An 18,044-nucleotide genomic window follows, 5' to 3' on the forward strand; every position below is an offset into this window, starting at 1 on the left:
CTCTCCGACACCGTGGGTATCGACCGCGATGCCTGGTTCGTGGGCCATCTTTTCGAGCCATCCTTTCTCGCCGGAGCCCATGATCACATCCAGCCGATCGGCTTTTAACGCGGCTACACGCCGGTCGATCTCAGGAATGAAATGGAACTCGACGCCATCCAGCAGCGGTCGGCCGCGAAAATAGCCGTCGTGGGCCGTTAAGGCCAATTTTTCACCGGATGTGTAATGGCTGAAGATAAAGGGTCCGGTGCCGACCGGATGCCGCTTGAACCGATCATAACCCACGGTTTCAATGGCCCGCTTGCTGACGATAAATCCGCCGGCATAATTGGTCAGCTTAGGCAGGAAAAGAATGGAGGAAACCGGTTTTTCAACTATGATGTGAACCGTATATCGGTCAACCGGGACGACGGTCATCCCCTCGTATTCCCCGGCGTATGCGCAAAATTCACGACGGGCTGATTTTTGAAGAGAAAAGGCCACATCATCAGCGGTCAACTCATAGGCTGCGGTTTGCGGGCCGGCATGAAACATAATCCCTTTACGCAGCTTGACGGTCCACACCTGCTGGCCACCGATCATTGCAAACTCGGGGATCTGTTCAGCCAGATCGGGTTCTATTTTTGGCGCGTTTCCCGGCTGGTAACGCAGCAGCCCGTTGAAGACCAGGTCCGCCAGGGCCCGATCCTGGGAGCCGGCGGCAAAATGGGGGTCCAAGTTGCCCATCTCACTCACGTGGATCCCGAACCGAAGGATATCAGGGGTTTTACCCGAACCAAGTTCTGAGGATGCCGGCGTGGCGTTATGGATCATGGGTCCAAAAAAGAAAAAAAATAGGAGTAACAGGTACGTCAGTACCCGGGTCTTCATGATGGAGACTCCACAATAACGGTTGATCACAGCGATGCCTTCAATTATTGCTTCATTATTCCACGTGTTCAAGGATTAGAGATTATGCCGGGTGCGATCCAGGCTCCGGTATTGAATTGCTTCGGTAATATGGTGGACCTGGATGTCGCCCCTGGCATCCAGATCGGCAATGGTCCGGGAAATCTTTAGTATTCGGTTGTAAGCTCTGGCCGACAGCCCCAGTCGATCGATGGCCGATTCCAAAAGGCTGCGGGCATCATCACCGATGCGACAGTGGGCACGGATATGGCGGCTGGCCATCTGGGCATTGCTGTAAATCTTTGTGCGTTTGAAACGCTGGATCTGGATCCGGCGCGCCGCCACCACTCGCTGCCGGATGGCCTCTGAAGGCTCGGTTTGTGCCTCCACCATTAAATCCTTGTAGGGAACGGCGGGGACCTCCACATGGATGTCAATGCGATCTAGCAGCGGTCCGGAAATTTTAGACCGGAAGCGGTGGATCTGGTGGGCCGTGCACCGGCAGGCGTGACGCGGGTCGGCAAAATAACCGCACGGACAGGGATTCATGGCAGCGATGAGCATGAAGCTGGACGGATAAGTCAGGGTGGAGGCCGCACGGGAAATAGTCACCTGAAGATCCTCAAGCGGCTGGCGCAACACCTCCAGCACATTTTTTTTGTACTCGGACAATTCGTCCAAGAAGAGAACCCCGTTGTGAGCCAGGCTCACTTCCCCGGGTCTGGGAATGTGTCCGCCGCCGATGAGGCCGGCATCCGAGATGGTGTGATGGGGGGAACGGAAGGGTCTTCGGGTGACCAGCGGCTGTTCCCGGTTCAACATCCCCACGACACTGAAAATTTTTGTGGTTTCGATGGCCTCTTCAAAGGACAAGGGCGGCAGGATGGTGGGAATCCGTCGGGCCAGCATGGTCTTACCCGAGCCGGGGGGACCGACCATGATCACATTGTGACCGCCGGCCGCTGAGATTTCCAATGCCCGCTTGGCATGCTCCTGACCCATCACTTCGGCGAAATCCGTCCCTGAACGATCAGGAACATCGAATACAGCCTTCAGGTCGGTCTTTTGCGGTAGAATGGAACTGAACCCCCTGAGAAAATCCACAACCTGACCCAGGGTACGAACCGGATAAACAGAAAGGTTCGAGACCACGGATGCTTCCTTTCCGTTATCAGCCGGGACCACAATGCCGCGGTATCCTGCCTTTTGAGCGGCGATGGCCATGGGCAGGGAGCCATTGACCGGCTTGACGCGGCCATCCAGGGACAGCTCTCCCAAAAAGAGGTACCCGGAGATGGCTTTTTTAGGAAGAACGCCGGTTGCGGAGAGGATCCCCAACGCCATGGGCAGATCGAAACCTGTCCCCTCCTTTTTAATGTTGGCCGGGGCCAGGTTGACCGTAATCCGATCCGCCGGAAATGTATAACCCGAGTTGGTGATCGCAGATTTGACCCGTTCCCGGCTCTCCTTGACCGCCGCTTCCGGAAGTCCCACGGTCGTGAAGGTGGGCAATCCCTGGGCAATATCCACTTCTACTTCCACCAGATAGGCATCGATACCGATGACGGCACTGCTTAACACCCTGGCCAGCAAAGGCCACCTCCCTTGATAGCAATTGATTACTTCGTGCATAATTAGCGTGGTAGCACATATATCAAGCCTGACGGCCAAGAACAACGGTTTTGTAACGGAATCAAATCTGACGGAACACCAATTAATTGTTGTCAAAATAAAAGCCGGTGATTAAGATTGCCATTATGCCTGCTTTACCAGTTGAAGCCCATTCTTGGCACAAGCTCATTGAAGTGGGAAATTGATAGTGGCCGGAATCGGCCACGCATTAACGAAAAGATCAGCGCGGCGGCGCAACCATCCGGTCAGGACTGATCGCTGCCCATCAGGATAGAAAAGCATGAAACACCACCAGCAAACCATCAACGCGCCGGTAAGCTGTTCCGGTGTCGGGGTTCACTCGGGGAAAACCGTTAGCCTCACCATCAAGCCTGCACCGGTCAACCACGGCATCCGGTTTGTCCGCAGGGATCTACCCGGCCACCCCGGGGTTGCCGCCCATTTCAATAACGTAGTGGACACCAGCCTGGCCACCGTCATCGGTGCCGAAGGCTGCATCGTGTCCACGGTTGAGCATTTGATGGCCGGATTGGCCGGTATGTCCATTGACAACGCCATTGTCGAAGTGGACGCCTATGAACTGCCCATCATGGACGGCAGCGCCGGCCCGTTTACCCAGCTGATCAAATCAGCGGGAACCCTTCGCCAGGAGGGAAGCAAATGCTATTTTAAAGTTAACGAGCCCATTTCCCTGTCTGAAAACGGCAAATCGGTAACGGTCTATCCGGCCGACGAATTCAGAATTACCTGCACCATCGCCTACGATCACCCGCTCATCGGCACCCAGACATGCGATTTTGTCATCAGCCGTGAAACCTTCGAGCAAGAGATCTGTGCGGCCCGGACCTTTGGTTTTCTTCACGAGGTGGAAATGATGAAGCGCTATGGCCTGGCCCGGGGTGGCTCGTTGGACAACGCCGTAGTCATCGACGGCAACCACGTGCTCAACGAGGGTGGATTGCGCTATCCCGACGAGTTCGTTCGCCACAAGGTACTGGATTGCATCGGTGATTTTTCCCTCATCGGCATGCCTATCATGGGGCATGTTGTAGCCAGTAAATCCGGTCACGCCTTCAACCATGCCTTCTTGGAGAAATTCTTCAAGGAAAAAGGTTCCTGGGAAACCTGCACCCTTACCAGCCACCCGGCATAAACCGGCCCCACTTCTCGGCACCCGCCGCAAAACACCTTGCCATTTTTCAGCAGTTCCGGTATGTTTTTTTTCGTATTGTTTTCTTCTATTTAGTTAACCTCGAAATTATAGTGGCAGGTCCATGAATCGATTCAGTCAACGCGCAGCAGGCTCTCTTGTGCTGGTTGTCCTGCTTTTGTCTGGTTATGGATTGGCCATGGCGAAAGATGCCACGCTCGCCAACATCATCGTTACCAACACCAGGGATGATCTGTTGGTCTACCTGTCGGTAGATGGCGCCTTTACAAAAAAAATGGAGGATGCCGTCAAAAATGGCGTTCCCACATCATTCTCCTTTTTCGTCAAGCTTTACCGGACGCGAAGCCTTTGGTTAGACAAGGAAATGGCGGACCTGACCATCACCCACACCATCAAATACAATAGCCTTAAAAAAGAATATGCCGTATCCCGTTCTTGGGACAGCAACAGCCCCGTGCTCCTTCAATCCTTCGATACGGCGACAAAACTGATGACCGAGATCGACAGCCTCAAGGTGATCCCGCTGGAATTGCTGGAAAAGGGTAAACAGTATCAAATCCAGGCAAAGGCAAAACTCAGCCGGGTAACGTTGCCCTATTACCTGCACAACGTCCTATTTTTTCTCTCCCTCTGGGATTTTGAAACCGACTGGTATACCATCGATTTTATCTATTAACCGTTTTTCGCCCATGCCCTCATGATATTCGGCAAACGCAGCCCTACGCCAAAACCGATCCTATCGGTAGAAGAACGCAAACGCCGGAAACGGGAGGCGGTGCTCTCCGTCATCATCATCGTGGCGGTGGCAGTACTTACCCTGGTGGAAAACCGGGTGATCACTTTCGGCGCCGATATCCCGGTTTCGAACACCATCTTGATGTTTATCCTGATCAACATCAACTTGCTGCTGTTGATCCTGTTGATCTTTCTGGTGTTTCGAAACCTGGTGAAGCTGCTCTACGCCCGGCGCCGAAAAGTCATGGGTGCCCGGCTAAGATCCCGGTTGGTCATGGCCTTTGTGGCCTTGTCCCTGCTACCCACCATTATCCTGTTTTTCTTTTCGATCAACTTTATCACCAACAGCATCGAATTCTGGTTCACCGTACCCGTGGAACAAGCCTTGGAGAAATCCCTTCTTGTGGGTCAGCAGTTCTATCGTGAAAACGAAATCCGCCAGCGCTTTTTCCTGGAACGGGTCTCCTTCCAGATCCAACGCAAAGCCATGACCGAGCCGGACAGGCTCAAAGAACTCAATCATTACATTCAGGTGGTTCAGCGCGAGTTCGACCTTGACGCAGTGGAAGTCTATTCGGCGAATTATAACCGACTGACCTATGCCCTGGGAAAAGACCTGGAAAATATCTCCCTGGAGGCGGCCCCCCCCGGGGCCTTTGTCAAAGACGCCGGTGAAAAAGACGTGCGCACCCTTACCAAAACGCTGAGTGACGGTGAATTGCTCCGCACGATCGGAACGGTGCCTTTTGGGGTCGCGCCTGAAACGGCCACCGCCCACGTGGTTCTGGGACTTTTTATTCCACCAGACCTGGCGGAGAATCTTGAATCCATTTCCAGAGGAATCGACGAATACCAGCAGATCAAGCTGCTGAAAAAACCCATCCAGATCACCTACTACATTATCCTTTCGATCGTGGCCCTGCTGGTCATCTTCTGCGCGGTATGGTTCGGCTTCTACCTGGCCAAAACCATCACCATTCCGATCATGGAACTGGCCGCCGGCACCCGGCGGGTAGCCGAGGGGGACCTCACCGTCTCTATCGACAGCAAGGCGGCGGACGATGAAATTGGCAGTCTCGTGGATGCCTTCAACAAAATGACGCGGGACCTGAGGTCCGGCCGCCAGATGCTTGAATTATCCGCCCGAAAACTCACCGAGCAGAACCAGGAAATCGAGGCACGGCGGCAGTACATGGAGATCGTATTGAAAAATGTCTCCGCCGGAGTCATCACCCTGGATGCCAACGGAATCATCACCACGTTCAACAAGTCGGCGGAACGAATGCTCAATCTGGAGGCCGGAAACATTTTGGACAAGCACTATGGAGATTTACTGGTCACCGATCACCTCCAGTTCGCCGAAGATATCATGGATCGAGTCACTTCGGTGCGGGACCAAACCCTGGAAATACCCCTGCGGGTCTCGGTAAACAGGCAACCGCGGACCTTCCTCGTATATGTCAACGCCTTGAAAGATGAAAAAGGAAGTCCCATGGGCATCGTCATGGTGTTCGATGACCTCACGGAACTGGAAAAAGCCCAGCGCATGGCCGCCTGGCGCGAGGTGGCCCGGCGCATCGCCCACGAGGTGAAAAACCCGCTCACCCCAATCAGCCTGTCAGCCCAGCGGCTCAAGAGACGGTATTCCGAGCGCATCAACGAGCCGGTGTTCGACGAGTGCACCCGTATGATCATCGACCACGTCGAACTGATTCGAAACCTGGTCAATGAGTTCTCCACATTTGCCCGTTTTCCCACGGCCGATCCCAAGCCCTGCCAATTGTCACCCATCATCGAAGAGACCGTTTCCCTCTACAGAGAAGGTCATCCGGATATCGTCTTCAATATCCGAATCGGTGAAGATATCCCTCAGATGAACCTGGACCGTCAGCAGTTCAAACAAGCCATGATCAACCTGGTTGACAACGCCGTGGCCGCTGTTCGCAACCAGGGTCACATTGCCATCACTGCTGCCTTTGATCCAATTTTGAAGCTGGTCCGCCTTGAGGTGGCCGACGACGGTACCGGCATCGCCGACAGTGACAAAATCCGGCTGTTCGAACCTAACTTTTCCACCAAGAAGGCCGGCATGGGCTTGGGTCTGACCATCGTCAACTCCATTGTCACCGACCACAACGGTATGATACGGGTACAGGACAATTTACCCAAAGGGGCGAAATTTGTTATCGAACTGCCTGTTTGACTTAACCGTTCACAGGTTCAGGGGTTCGGGGTTTGCGATTCGGAGAGCCATCGCCCTATGTGTTACGATTTTCAGTGAACCCTTTGAACCTTGAACCGCTGAACCCATAAACGGTTATCGCTTGAAAGGAGACTTATTATGTTCCCCTCCATTTTGATAGTCGACGACGAGCCGTCTATTCTGCAGTCCCTCAGCGGTTTGCTCACCGACGAAGGGTTCGAGGTCATCGCTGCCAACAATGGCTATGAAGCCCTGAAAATTATCGATACCGAAGCACCGGACCTGGTGCTGCTGGACATCTGGATGCCCGGAATAGACGGCATGGAAACATTGAAAGAAATCAAAAAAAACAGCGCCGCCCTGCCGGTGATCATCATCACCGGCCATGGCAACGTGGAAACCGCCGTCAAAGCGACCAAACTGGGCGCCTTCGACCTCATCGAAAAACCCTTGAATATCGACAAGGTCATCGTTGCCATCAACAACGCACTCAACTTCCGCCGCCTGGAGGAAGAAAACCGCTATCTGCGCAAAAAAACCATCGAGAAGCACTCCATCAGCGGCGGCAGTGAACCGGTGCAGGCGCTGAAGATGCAGATCGCCGCCGTTGCGCCGACCGAATCCTGGGTACTCATCAAAGGGGAGAATGGCACCGGCAAGGAACTGGTGGCAAGAACCATCCACCAATTGAGCCCCCGCGCCGAATCCCCGATGATCGATGTCAATTGTGCCGCCATTCCCGAAACACTCATCGAAAGTGAACTGTTCGGCCATGAAAAGGGTGCCATTGCCGGCTCCAGTACCAAAAAACGGGGCAAACTCGAGTTGGCCAACACCGGTACCATTTTTCTGGACGAGATCGGTGACATGAGCCTGGTCACCCAGGCCAAAATCCTGCGAGTCCTCGATGAGAAGAAATATCAGCGGGAGGGCGGGGGCCGAGTATTGACGACGGATGTCCGCGTAATCGCGGCTACCAACAAGGATCTGGAGGCAGAGATCGAAAACGGAAGCTTCAGGGAAGATCTGTATTACCGCCTAAACGTGGTCCCCATCGAAGTCCCCCCCCTGCGGGATCGGGTAAAGGACATCCCCGCCTTGATTGACATTTTTTTGGCCGAGGCTGCCGCCAGCAACCGTGAGAAGCGTAAGACGATTGCCCCCAATGTCCTTGAAATTCTAACAAAATACACCTGGCCGGGCAACGTTCGGGAGCTGAAAAACCTCATTGAACGATTGGCCATCATGGTTCAAAAAGAGACCATTACCATCAAGGATCTGCCCGCCAACCTCTCAGACCCGAAAACCGCTGCGGGTGAACTTTTTTCCATTGAAGGCATGGAAAAGGCCCGCATCGCTTTCGAAGCCGAATATGTCCGCAAAAAACTGGCCGTCCATGACAATGATGTGGGCAAAACCGCAAAGGCCATCGGTGTGAAGCCAAAATATATACGTTCGTTGATGACGGTAAAAAAAGGATGAGAGTCATCAGCGGGATGTTGAAAGGCCGACGGCTGATTGCTCCTGCCGGCATGGCCACCCGACCCACGGCCGACCGGATCAAAGAGTCCGTGTTCAATATCCTGGCCGGCAGCGTCCAGACCAAACGGGTTCTGGATCTGTTTGCCGGTACCGGTGCTTTAGGTATCGAGGCGTTGAGCCGGGGCGCGGCATCCGTCGTTTTCGTGGATCAGGCAAAGGCGGCCCTTTCGGCCATCCGGTGCAACATCCGGAAACTGGGACTGGAAGATCGTACCCGCGTGATCCAGTGGAATATCCTGAAGAACCTCAACTGCCTGATACCCGAGCGAAATGCCTTCGACCTGGTATTCATGGATCCTCCCTATGAAACCAATGCCGTATCACCCGCCTTGGCTGGGCTTTTGTCATGCGGGGCGCTGACTGCCGGCTGCCGTGTGGTCATCGAACACAGCAGCCGGGAGCCTATCGTCCAGCCCATGGGCACGCTGGTCTTAATTGACCAGCGCCGATTCGGAAAAACCCTTGTTTCTTTTATGGATTCCATGCTATAGACCGTTCCCGAAAAACATTCAATCCCATTCGATCCCCTTTACCGTATTCAACCGCTGGGAGTCTTCATGGAACGTATCGCCATCTATCCCGGATCCTTCGATCCGGTTACCAATGGGCACATCGACATTGCCAAACGCGGCTTGAAGCTGTTCGACCGAATCATCATCGCCATTCTGCTTAACCCAGGCAAGCAATCACTGTTCACCGTCGATGAACGACTGGAAATGCTGGATGAATCCATGTCAGGCATCGACAATGTCGAATTTGACACCTTCGATGGCCTGCTTGTGGACTACGCCCAGAAACGGAAGGCGAACGCCGTTCTGCGGGGAATGCGGGCCGTTTCCGACTTCGAGTACGAATTCCAGCTGGCGCTGATGAACAGAAAACTAAACCGGGAGGTCGAAACGGTCTTTCTGATGACCGGCCTGCGCTGGATTTTTACCAGCTCCTCCATCATCAAGGAGGCCGCCCGTTTTGGTGGCGACGTCTCGGACATGGTGCCCCCCGGAGTCAATCACCGAATCAAAGCCAGATTCGGGTTTTAAACCGTGGACCTGTGGCAGCTTCAAATTTTCTGCAAGGTGGTGGACCTGAAAAGCTTTTCGCGGGCCGGGCGGGCCGTGCACCTCTCTCAGCCCACCGTCTCCAGCCATATCAAGGATCTGGAGGATCACTTCGATTGCCGGCTCATCGACCGCCTGTCCAAGGAGGCCCTGCCAACCCAGGCCGGACGCCTGCTTTACCGCTACGCCAAACGGATGATCGCCCTTCGCGATGAAGCCGACAGCGCTATGGCCGCGTTCATGGGCCAGGTCAAAGGCAGCCTCAATCTGGGTGGCAGCACGATCCCCGGAGCCTTCGTGTTGCCGGCGATCATCGGTGCCTTTACCTCACGTTTTCCGGACGTCAACGTCAACCTCTCCATTGCCGATACCCGCCAAATCATCGAGGCGATACTTTGCGGGGACCTGGAAATGGGTGTGGTGGGTGCCGTGTCCACCAATAAAAGCATTCTGCAGACCCATTTGGTTGAAGATGAAATGTGCCTGGTGGTGGCGACTGATCACCGTTGGTCCGAAAGAAAAAGGGTCACGACAAAACAGCTGTATACAGAGCCCTTTATCATCCGTGAGCCCGGATCGGGCACCCTCAAATCCATCCAGACCAGTTTTTCCGAAGCGGGTCTGAATTTCAACGAGTTAAAAGTGGTGGCTCGCATCGGCAGCACCGAGGCCATCCGCCAGGCAATCAAGAGCCGTATGGGGGTATCCATTCTCTCGGCCATCGCGGTGTCCGACGATGTAGCGGCGGGAAAATTAAAAACACTGCCCATCGACGGCCTGAATCTCAAACGAGCCTTTTACCTCACCCGCCACCGCCGGCGAAGCCTCTCTCCCTTGTGCCAGGCCTTTATCGCGTTCATCAACAACCAGATCCCGACTCAGCAAGCCTGACGGCGCCCATCGGTTTTTTAAGGATAGAAGCGACAACGCTCCGGTCTTTACACGTGCATGGGCGGGCACAGTCGCACGTAAACTTAACGCAGGATCAGGACACTGCTGCCTGCCGCCTGGGACGCCACATGAAGCCTGACGCTGTCAGCGTTTAGAACGGTCTTTACCGCCTGCCTGGCTTTGTCCGGCGTATTGTTCTCCTCACTCAAATGGGCCAGAATCACATGGGCCAGGCGGTCGTGCTGGAGCACCTCCAGCAGCAGGGCGGTGTCGTCATTGGACAGATGGCCGCTGCGGCCGCGGATGCGCTGTTTCAGGGGCCACGGGTAAGGTCCGTCGATCAACATCTGGGGGTCGTGGTTGGCTTCGAGAATAAGGATGTCACAGGCCTGCAAGTGGGTCTTCACCACGCCGGTAGCGATTCCCAGATCGGTGGCTACACCCACCTTGCCCCCATTGCATGAAATCGTGAAACCAGCCGGGTCTTCAGCGTCGTGTGAGATGGAAAAAGGGTGGATGGCCAGGCTGCCGATGGTAAACGCGTGGCCGCATGAAAACGGGGAAAAACCGGAAAGCTTGCCCAAAGCGTTTTCCGATGCCTGCCGGGTTCCGTCATTGATGTATACCGTCAGGCCAAAACGCCGGGAAAGGACGCCCACGCCATGGATGTGATCGGCATGCTCGTGGGAAACGAGGATGGCATCCAGGCTGCTGGGATCCAATCCTTTACGGGCCATCCGACGCTGAATCTCTACCCCGGACAGACCGGCATCGATTAAAATGGCGGTACGGCCATCGGAGATGTATGTGGCATTCCCCCGGCTGCCGCTGGCCAATACGCTGACCGACAGACGGCGGCCATCGCCTTGGGACGACCCTTCCGGTTCATTCGACTGTTTCATCGTCATCGGCCCGTATGCCCAAATCCACCGACGCTGCGGTCGGTGTCGTTGAGTTGTTCGACGACGTTGATCCGGACCTGGCAGACCTGCTGGATCACCATCTGGGCGATGCGGTCTCCCCGTTTGAGTGTCACCGATTCCTGACCCAGGTTGATAAGGGCGACCTTGACTTCCCCCCGATAGTCGGCGTCTATGGTTCCCGGCGCATTGATAATAGTGATGCCGTGTTTAACCGCCAATCCGCTGCGGGGGCGGATTTGGGCTTCGAAGCCGTCGGGCAGGGCCATGGCGAAACCGGTAGGCACCAGGCTGATACGACCCGGGGCCAGCACCAGATCATCGTTCAGCACGGCGCAGATGTCCATGCCGGAACTCTGGGCGGTCATGTAGCGGGGCAGTGGAATATCCTGATTGTTATCAGGGTCCAGCCGGAGTAACTCGATCGATGGGGAAGGGTGCATATGAGATTTGTGATCCTGAAATTCTTAATTTTTATGCAAAAATCAAAAGACATTAAACCCGTGCTTCGTAATAAAACACAATAACCAAATTCCAATTTCCAAATAAATCTCAATAGCCAAATTCCAAAGTTTCATGGTCTTGAAGAAAAGACATTCCAATCATCAATGGTGGAGAAATCGAAATAACAATCAACTGTTTGTTTTTGCTCTTTTTTGAGATTTGGATATTGTCATTTGGAATTTGTTTGAAGTTTGGTGCTTGTGGTTTATTACGACTCGAAGATCTGGGTTAGATGAATTAAAAAACTGGTCGCCAATGCCCCATTTTTCCCAGCATCACTATAAGGCCAGTTCTCCGGAAAGATCGGTCCGGTCAACACCGGGCCCCAGCATGGTCAGGGCGGCATTGCCGCCGCTCCAGAGGTCTTCGGCCAGGCAAAGCAGGTCAGCGGCCGTAACGGCATCGATGTTGTCGATCACCGACTGAATGGGAATGGTCCGGCCGAAGTAGTATTCGTTCTGAGCCAATCGGACCATCTGGCTGTCCGGGCTTTCCGCGGCCATGAGAAGATTGCCTTTGGTGAACGCCTTGGCATCCGCTAACACACCGTCCGATACCGGATCCCGTTTCAGCCGTTGGATCTGGTCCATGATCAAATCGACGCTGGTATGAAGGTCCGTCGGGGCAACCGCCGTATAAACACCAAACATTCCGGTATCTGCAAAAGCGGTTAAAAATGAGTAAATGGAATAGGCAAGCCCCCGCTGCTCGCGGATGATCTGAAAAAGCCGGGAACTCATGTTGCCGCCGAAAATGGTGTTGATCAGGGAGGCGGCAAAACGGCGGGGATCGGCCACCGACACCCCGTTCATGCCCAGGCAGATATGCGACTGTTCAAGATCCCGGTGCTTCAGTTCGATACCCCACCCAGTGGCCGGCACACTCCGGGGAGCAAACCCATTGCCGGCAGCGATGGTGGAAAAAACGGGCCCCGCCCTTTCTACAAAACGATCGTGAGCCACATTTCCGGCAACGGCGATAACAATCCGGTCGGGCTGGTAGAGCCGCTTGAAAAAACCCTTGATGGTCTGGCTGTCGAACGCCTGGATGTTTTCCCTGGAACCGAGGATGGAACGCCCCAGCGGATGACCGCCCCAGAAAGCGGGGCCCATCATGGTGTGGACCCATTCCTCGGGACTGTCCTCTACCATGCCGATCTCCTGGACGATCACCGGCCGCTCCCGCGCCACTTCCCTTTCATCAAAAATCGAATTCAGGAAGATGTCGGAGAGGATATCCACCATGGTTTCCAGATGGGTGTCCAGCACCCGCGCATGGTAGCAGGTGTGCTCCATGGAGGTAAACGCGTTCGTCTGACCGCCGATGGCATCGAATTCCTTGGCGATCTGAAAAGCACTGCGCCGAACGGTGCCCTTGAAAATCATGTGCTCGATGAAATGGGACAGCCCGCTCTCGGCATCGGTTTCGTCACGGGCCCCCACGTGAACCCAGACACCCATGGAAACTGAGCGCACGTGGGGCATGGTCATGGAAACGATGCGAACCCCGTTATCAAGGATGGTTTTATTGACCGTCGGATTCACGCTCATCTTCCAAAACGGCCTTGTGGCTGAGCCGGATCTTGCCGTCCTTTGAAATTTCAAGGACTTTGACTTTCAGGAAGTCTCCCTCTTTGACCACATCGGTCACCTTTCCAACCCGGTGGTTGGCCAGCTGGCTGATGTGCACCAGTCCATCGGTGCCGGGAACGATCTGAACGAAAGCGCCGAAATCCGTGGTCTTGACCACCTTTCCCTCGTAAATGGTACCCACTTCAGGCTCCATGGTCAACGTCTCTACTTGCAGCCGGGCTGCCTCACCTTCTTCGGCCGATGTGGCGGCGATCTTCACCAAACCACTGTCGTCGATCTCGATCTTGGTGTTGGTTTCGCTCTGAATAGCCCGGATCACCTTTCCACCGGGGCCGATGATGTCGCGAATTTTGTCCGGGTTGATTTTGATGGCTATGATTTTCGGCGCAAAGGGAGAAATTTCCGCGCGGGGGACGGCCAACGCCTGAAGCATCTTGTCCAGAATGTGCAACCGGCCCGCTTTTGCCTGCTCCAGGGCCTTGTGCATGATTTCCCGGGAAAGCTCGTGAATTTTAATGTCCATCTGAAGGGCAGTGATGCCCTCGGCGGTGCCGGTTACCTTGAAGTCCATGTCACCGGTGTGATCTTCGTCGCCCAGGATGTCGGAAAGGATCACCACCTGGTCACCCTCTTTCACCAGCCCCATGGCAATCCCCGACACCGGTGCCTTGATCGGCACGCCACCGTCCATCATCGCCAGTATCCCGGAACAGACGGTGCCCATGGATGAAGAACCGTTGGACTCCAGCACCTCAGAAACGATCCGGATCGTGTAGTCGAAATCCTCCTTGTCCGGAAGCACACGTTCGATGGCACGGGTGGAGAGGCCGCCATGGCCGATGTCCCGCCGGCTGGGGGATCCCACACGCTTGACCTCACCCACCGAGTAGGGGGGGAAATTGTAGTGGAGCATGAAAGGTCGGTGCTCCTCGCCGCTGAGGGTTTCCACCCGTTGCTCGTCACCGCCCGCCCCAAGGGTCAGGATTCCGAGCACCTGGGTCTCACCGCGGGTGAACAGAGCGCTGCCGTGGGGACGTGGCAGCACTCCCACCTCGCAGGTGATGGGTCGGATCTCGTCGAACCGCCGGTTATCGATACGGCGACCCTCTTTGAGAATCATGTCTCGGCAAATCTGCTTCTGGAGATCGCCGAGAATGGCGCTGATTTCCCCGCGCCGATCCGCCATCTCCTCACCCAATGATTCGACAATTTGGGACTTGACCGTTCGCACGGCCTCATACCGCTTCATCTTCTCAGGGATAATCAAGACCTCGTGCAATGGCGCAGAGGCCTTTTCCCGTAGCATCTCCACCAGGGCCGGATCTTTTTCCGGCGGGGTAAAGGGCCGCTTGGGCCTGCCGATTTCCGCCTTGAGCTGCTCCTGGATGTCGATGATGGGTTGAATGGCATGGTGGCCGAAGAAAATGGCCTCCAGCATGTCCGCTTCAGTCACCACATCGCCGCCGCCTTCCACCATGACCACACCCGTACGCGAACCGGCAATAATGATGTTGATATCGCTCTCCACCATCTGGGAAAGGGTTGGGTTGGCCACAAATTGACCGTCGATGCGTCCCACGCGAACATTGGCAATGGGTCCGGCAAAGGGGATGTCCGAGATTTCCAATGCCGCCGATGCGCCCACCATGGCCAGCATGTCGGCATCGTTCTCCTGGTCCATGGAGAGCACCGTGGCAATAACCTGGGTCTCGAAACGGTATTCCTTGGGAAACAGAGGCCGAATGGGTCGGTCGATGAGCCGGGCAGTGAGGGTTTCCTTCTCGCTGGGTCGTCCGATCTCCCTTCTAAAATAATTGCCTGGAATTCGACCGGCCGCATAGATCTTTTCCTGGTATTCCACGGAAAGAGGCAGAAAATCGATATCTCTCTCGTTATTGGCGGAGACCGCCGTCACCAGAACCACCGTATCGCCGTATTGAACCACAACGGATCCGGATGCCTGTTTGGCGACCTTGCCTGCTTGAATGCTCAGGGACTTGCCCCCTACATCCGCCTTGAATGTATATTCCATTAGAATTCTTTCTCCTGATGATATTCCGGCAGTGGATAGAATACCGACCGCTGCCTGTAAAATTGCCGTTGGTCAGGTCTGTGGATAAACACAAGGCCACAAAATACACGTATCCCACCCGGCGACAGCCAAACTGTAGGTGACCGCATCCGTGAATACCGGCAACAGGGATCCGGCAACGCTTCGTTGCCGTTGTCGATTCACCTTAGCGCCGCAGGCCAAGGGTTTCGATAATAGAACGGTAGCGCTGGACATCGTTGCCCTTGACGTAATTGAGCAGTCTGCGACGCTTGCCTACCAGCATCAGCAATCCCCGGCGGGAGTGGTGATCCTTTTTATGCACTTTCAGATGCTCGGTCAGATAGGAAATCCGATGAGTAAGCAGACCGATCTGGACTTCCGGAGAACCCGTGTCGGAGTCGTGCTGTTTGTATTTTTCAATGAGTTCTTTTTTGGTTTCCGCTGTATACGCCAATGTTTCGTCCTCCTTAAAATGGTTACTGACTAGCGTTTTGCTTTTCTCCTGGGTTTCAACCGAACGGCCGCATCATGACCGGCGGTTTCTAAAATCAGTTTAAAATCACCCGACAACCCAAGCGTTATCACCTTACGCCGAAAAAACACAACAATAATTATAGTTGCCCGTGGCCGGCGATTCGGCCATTACGGCGATCAGACGGCCGCGTGGGTCTACCACCTTGAACACGCCCTGGTCGGACACCCGCGGCGGAATCGGGATGTCTGTTTCCGACAGTTTAGCACCGTTGCGGATCCGTTTGGCCAGCCCATCATCGGCCACCGCAGCAGGCATGAAGGGTAGCGCCTCATTCATGGGGATCACCGTTTCGCCCAACCCGCCTTGCTCCTTCAATTCTGCCAGCACCTCGAGGCTGAAAGCAGCGTCGACAGGAAACCCGCAACTGGCTGTTCTGCAAAGGGCCTTGAGATGCCCGCCGCAGCCCAGTTTTCGACCGATGTCGGCGCACAGCGTGCGGACATAGGTGCCGGATGAACAGGACACCGAGAATCGAACCGTCGGCAGGTTCATCTCGAGTATCTCCAAATGGTTAATCCGTATCGGCCGAGCGGGCTTTTCAACCGGCACTCCCTGACGGGCTAATTTATATAGCGGTGTCCCCTGATGTTTCAGGGCCGAGTAGATCGGGGGAACCTGGGTGATGCTTCCCACAAATCGCGCCGCCGTCTCTTGGACCTGTTCCGCAGATAAGCCACCCAACGAATGCCGTTCCATTACGGTTCCCGTCGCATCCTGGGTGTCTGTCACTTTACCCAGGACCAGCTCCGCCTCGTATACCTTGTCACCCTTGAGAAAAAACTGGGAAAGCCGGGTCGCCTGGTTGATGCAACAGATCAGGACACCGGTGGCAAACGGGTCCAGCGTCCCTGTATGGCCAACTTTTTTAACCCCGAAGATACCCTTAACCCGGGCGACAACCCCTGCTGATGAAATCCCCTTGGGCTTGTCAACCACGACAATTCCGTTCAGTTCAGGTGGCATGTCCCGCTAAGACCCTCGGACAGACTGTAGATCGTCCGCTTCAGTTCCACCAGACTGGACTCCACGGAAAATCCGGCAGCGCCGGCGTGGCCGCCTCCGCCGAAATCGGAGGCAATGCGGGAAACATCCACACTGCCGTCCGATCGCAGACTCACATGGAATCGTTTCCGGCCCGTCGACACGCCATTGCCGTTGTCCAGCTCATGGATAAGGGCGGCGACCTTTACGTCCTGAATCCGTCGGGCATAATTGATCAGGCCATCCGCATCCTCAGGCTGGGTGCCGGTATTTGACAGCATCTCCCGGGTAACCGTCATGATGGAGAGGCTCCCGTTGTTGGATATCTCAATGGAGTCCAGAGCCAGGTTGAGCAGCTTGATCCGTCCCAGGGAGTAGGTACCATATACATGCTGGGCCACGATTGACGGCCTAACCCCAAGAGCCACCATGGCCTCGCAAATGGAAAAGGCCGCCCGGTTGGTGTTGGAGAACCGGAAGGAACCCGTATCCGTCAGAATGCCAGTGTAGATAGCCGTCGCCATGGCCAGGTTCATTTCAAGGCCCATGGATTGAATCAACCGGTAGACAATTTCTGACGTGGCGCAGGCATCCACATCCACCAGATGGTATTGCCCGAAGCGGGTATTGGTGGCGTGGTGGTCGATGTTGACAATAGCCGGTATGGCGGCGATGGCATCAACTGCCGACCCAACGCGGTCCAGGGCCCCGCAGTCCAGCAACACCGCCGTATCGAAGCGTTGCGGATCCGTCACCTCTTTCTGGATGCTGTCCACCGACGGCAGAAACCGGTATACGGCTGGGATGGCACTCTCGTTGTAGAGCGTCACCGCTTGCCCCATCCGTTCCAGGGCAATACCCATGGCCAGCAGGGAGCCGATGGCATCGCCGTCCGGATTGGCGTGGGATGCCAGTAGGACGCGGCTACTGTTCGTCAGCTGTTGGATTATTTTTTTCATCATTGGTTTGTATGGATTTCAGTACCCGGTCGATGTGGGCCCCATAGTCAAACGACGCATCGTAAAAAAATTTCAATTCCGGCATGTATCGAAGGCCAAGCTCTCTGGCCAGTTCCCGCTTGATAAACCCCTTGGCGCTCTCAAATCCAGCCAAGAGGGCTTGTTCATCATGCGCATCACCATGGGCGGTAAAGTAAACCTTGGCAATCCGCAGATCACGGCTCAATGTCACGCCGGTAATGGTGGCCTGGGCCAGTCGCGGGTCGTTGACGCCTTTTTGGATAAGGCCGGCCAGCACTTTCTGCACCTGACCGCCGACTCTTTCCGCTCGATTAAATGATCGGGTTGCCACGTTGGTTACCTATTTATGACTCTCACTT

The 18,044-nt window shown here is 55.1% G+C and carries 17 protein-coding genes; 7 read left to right on the forward strand and 10 right to left on the reverse strand.

Annotated elements, in window-relative coordinates:
* A partial coding sequence (locus QNK41_RS17705; RefSeq protein ID WP_319259476.1) for an ABC transporter substrate-binding protein occupies window positions 1-870 on the reverse strand: 870 nt, incomplete at its 3' end.
* 75 nt (window positions 871-945) lie between these two features.
* On the reverse strand, window positions 946-2,481 hold the full coding sequence (locus tag QNK41_RS17710) for a YifB family Mg chelatase-like AAA ATPase (protein WP_319259478.1): 1,536 nt from the start codon (window positions 2,479-2,481) through the stop codon (window positions 946-948).
* 319 nt (window positions 2,482-2,800) lie between these two features.
* Here QNK41_RS17710 and lpxC point away from each other — a divergent pair, with 319 nt between their 5' ends.
* The 7 genes from lpxC (at window position 2,801) to QNK41_RS17745 (ending at window position 10,120) form a co-directional block, all read left to right on the forward strand.
* Window positions 2,801-3,673, forward strand: coding sequence for a UDP-3-O-acyl-N-acetylglucosamine deacetylase (gene lpxC, locus QNK41_RS17715; RefSeq protein WP_319259480.1), 873 nt, complete (start codon window positions 2,801-2,803; stop codon window positions 3,671-3,673).
* Window positions 3,674-3,869: 196 nt separating this feature from the next.
* Window positions 3,870-4,367, forward strand: a complete 498-nt coding sequence (locus tag QNK41_RS17720; RefSeq protein WP_319259483.1) for a DUF4390 domain-containing protein — start codon at window positions 3,870-3,872, stop codon at window positions 4,365-4,367.
* A gap of 21 nt (window positions 4,368-4,388) precedes the next feature.
* Complete coding sequence (locus QNK41_RS17725; RefSeq protein ID WP_319259485.1) at window positions 4,389-6,629, forward strand: sensor histidine kinase; 2,241 nt, start codon at window positions 4,389-4,391, stop codon at window positions 6,627-6,629.
* 138 nt (window positions 6,630-6,767) lie between these two features.
* On the forward strand, window positions 6,768-8,111 hold the full coding sequence (locus tag QNK41_RS17730) for a sigma-54 dependent transcriptional regulator (protein ID WP_319259488.1): 1,344 nt from the start codon (window positions 6,768-6,770) through the stop codon (window positions 8,109-8,111).
* On the forward strand, window positions 8,108-8,662 hold the full coding sequence (rsmD, locus tag QNK41_RS17735) for a 16S rRNA (guanine(966)-N(2))-methyltransferase RsmD (RefSeq protein WP_319259490.1): 555 nt from the start codon (window positions 8,108-8,110) through the stop codon (window positions 8,660-8,662). Before QNK41_RS17730 ends, rsmD begins: the two co-directional genes overlap by 4 nt.
* A 66-nt stretch (window positions 8,663-8,728) precedes the next feature.
* Window positions 8,729-9,211 (forward strand): pantetheine-phosphate adenylyltransferase, encoded by a 483-nt coding sequence (gene coaD, locus QNK41_RS17740; RefSeq protein ID WP_319259493.1) that lies wholly within the window; start codon window positions 8,729-8,731, stop codon window positions 9,209-9,211.
* Window positions 9,212-9,214: 3 nt separating this feature from the next.
* On the forward strand, window positions 9,215-10,120 hold the full coding sequence (locus tag QNK41_RS17745) for a selenium metabolism-associated LysR family transcriptional regulator (RefSeq protein WP_319259495.1): 906 nt from the start codon (window positions 9,215-9,217) through the stop codon (window positions 10,118-10,120).
* 83 nt (window positions 10,121-10,203) lie between these two features.
* Here the strand turns inward: QNK41_RS17745 and QNK41_RS17750 are convergent, their stop codons facing one another.
* From QNK41_RS17750 to rbfA, 8 genes are all read right to left on the reverse strand, one after another.
* The gene (locus QNK41_RS17750) at window positions 10,204-11,022 is read right to left on the reverse strand and encodes an MBL fold metallo-hydrolase (protein ID WP_319259498.1); all 819 of its coding nucleotides are present in this window, start codon (window positions 11,020-11,022) and stop codon (window positions 10,204-10,206) included.
* Window positions 11,023-11,024: 2 nt separating this feature from the next.
* Window positions 11,025-11,483 (reverse strand): dUTP diphosphatase, encoded by a 459-nt coding sequence (gene dut, locus QNK41_RS17755; protein ID WP_319259500.1) that lies wholly within the window; start codon window positions 11,481-11,483, stop codon window positions 11,025-11,027.
* Between the two features lie 339 nt (window positions 11,484-11,822).
* A complete protein-coding gene (locus tag QNK41_RS17760; protein WP_319259503.1) occupies window positions 11,823-13,088 on the reverse strand; it encodes a pitrilysin family protein in 1,266 nt (421 codons plus the stop codon).
* Window positions 13,069-15,168 carry a polyribonucleotide nucleotidyltransferase gene (pnp, locus tag QNK41_RS17765; RefSeq protein WP_319259505.1) on the reverse strand — a complete coding sequence of 700 codons (2,100 nt, stop codon included), beginning with the start codon at window positions 15,166-15,168 and terminating at the stop codon, window positions 13,069-13,071. Before pnp ends, QNK41_RS17760 begins: the two co-directional genes overlap by 20 nt.
* A gap of 205 nt (window positions 15,169-15,373) precedes the next feature.
* Window positions 15,374-15,643, reverse strand: a complete 270-nt coding sequence (gene rpsO, locus QNK41_RS17770) for a 30S ribosomal protein S15 (RefSeq protein ID WP_319259507.1) — start codon at window positions 15,641-15,643, stop codon at window positions 15,374-15,376.
* Window positions 15,644-15,775: 132 nt separating this feature from the next.
* Complete coding sequence (gene truB, locus QNK41_RS17775; RefSeq protein ID WP_319259509.1) at window positions 15,776-16,687, reverse strand: tRNA pseudouridine(55) synthase TruB; 912 nt, start codon at window positions 16,685-16,687, stop codon at window positions 15,776-15,778.
* Window positions 16,672-17,667, reverse strand: coding sequence for a DHH family phosphoesterase (locus tag QNK41_RS17780; protein WP_319259512.1), 996 nt, complete (start codon window positions 17,665-17,667; stop codon window positions 16,672-16,674). Before QNK41_RS17780 ends, truB begins: the two co-directional genes overlap by 16 nt.
* The gene (gene rbfA / locus QNK41_RS17785) at window positions 17,630-18,016 is read right to left on the reverse strand and encodes a 30S ribosome-binding factor RbfA (RefSeq protein WP_319259515.1); all 387 of its coding nucleotides are present in this window, start codon (window positions 18,014-18,016) and stop codon (window positions 17,630-17,632) included. The genes QNK41_RS17780 and rbfA overlap by 38 nt, the downstream gene beginning before the upstream one ends.
* Window positions 18,017-18,044: the final 28 nt, after the last annotated feature.

It is taken from the genome of Desulfosarcina sp. (assembly GCF_033791525.1).
Classification (GTDB): Bacteria; Desulfobacterota; Desulfobacteria; order Desulfobacterales; family Desulfosarcinaceae; genus Desulfosarcina.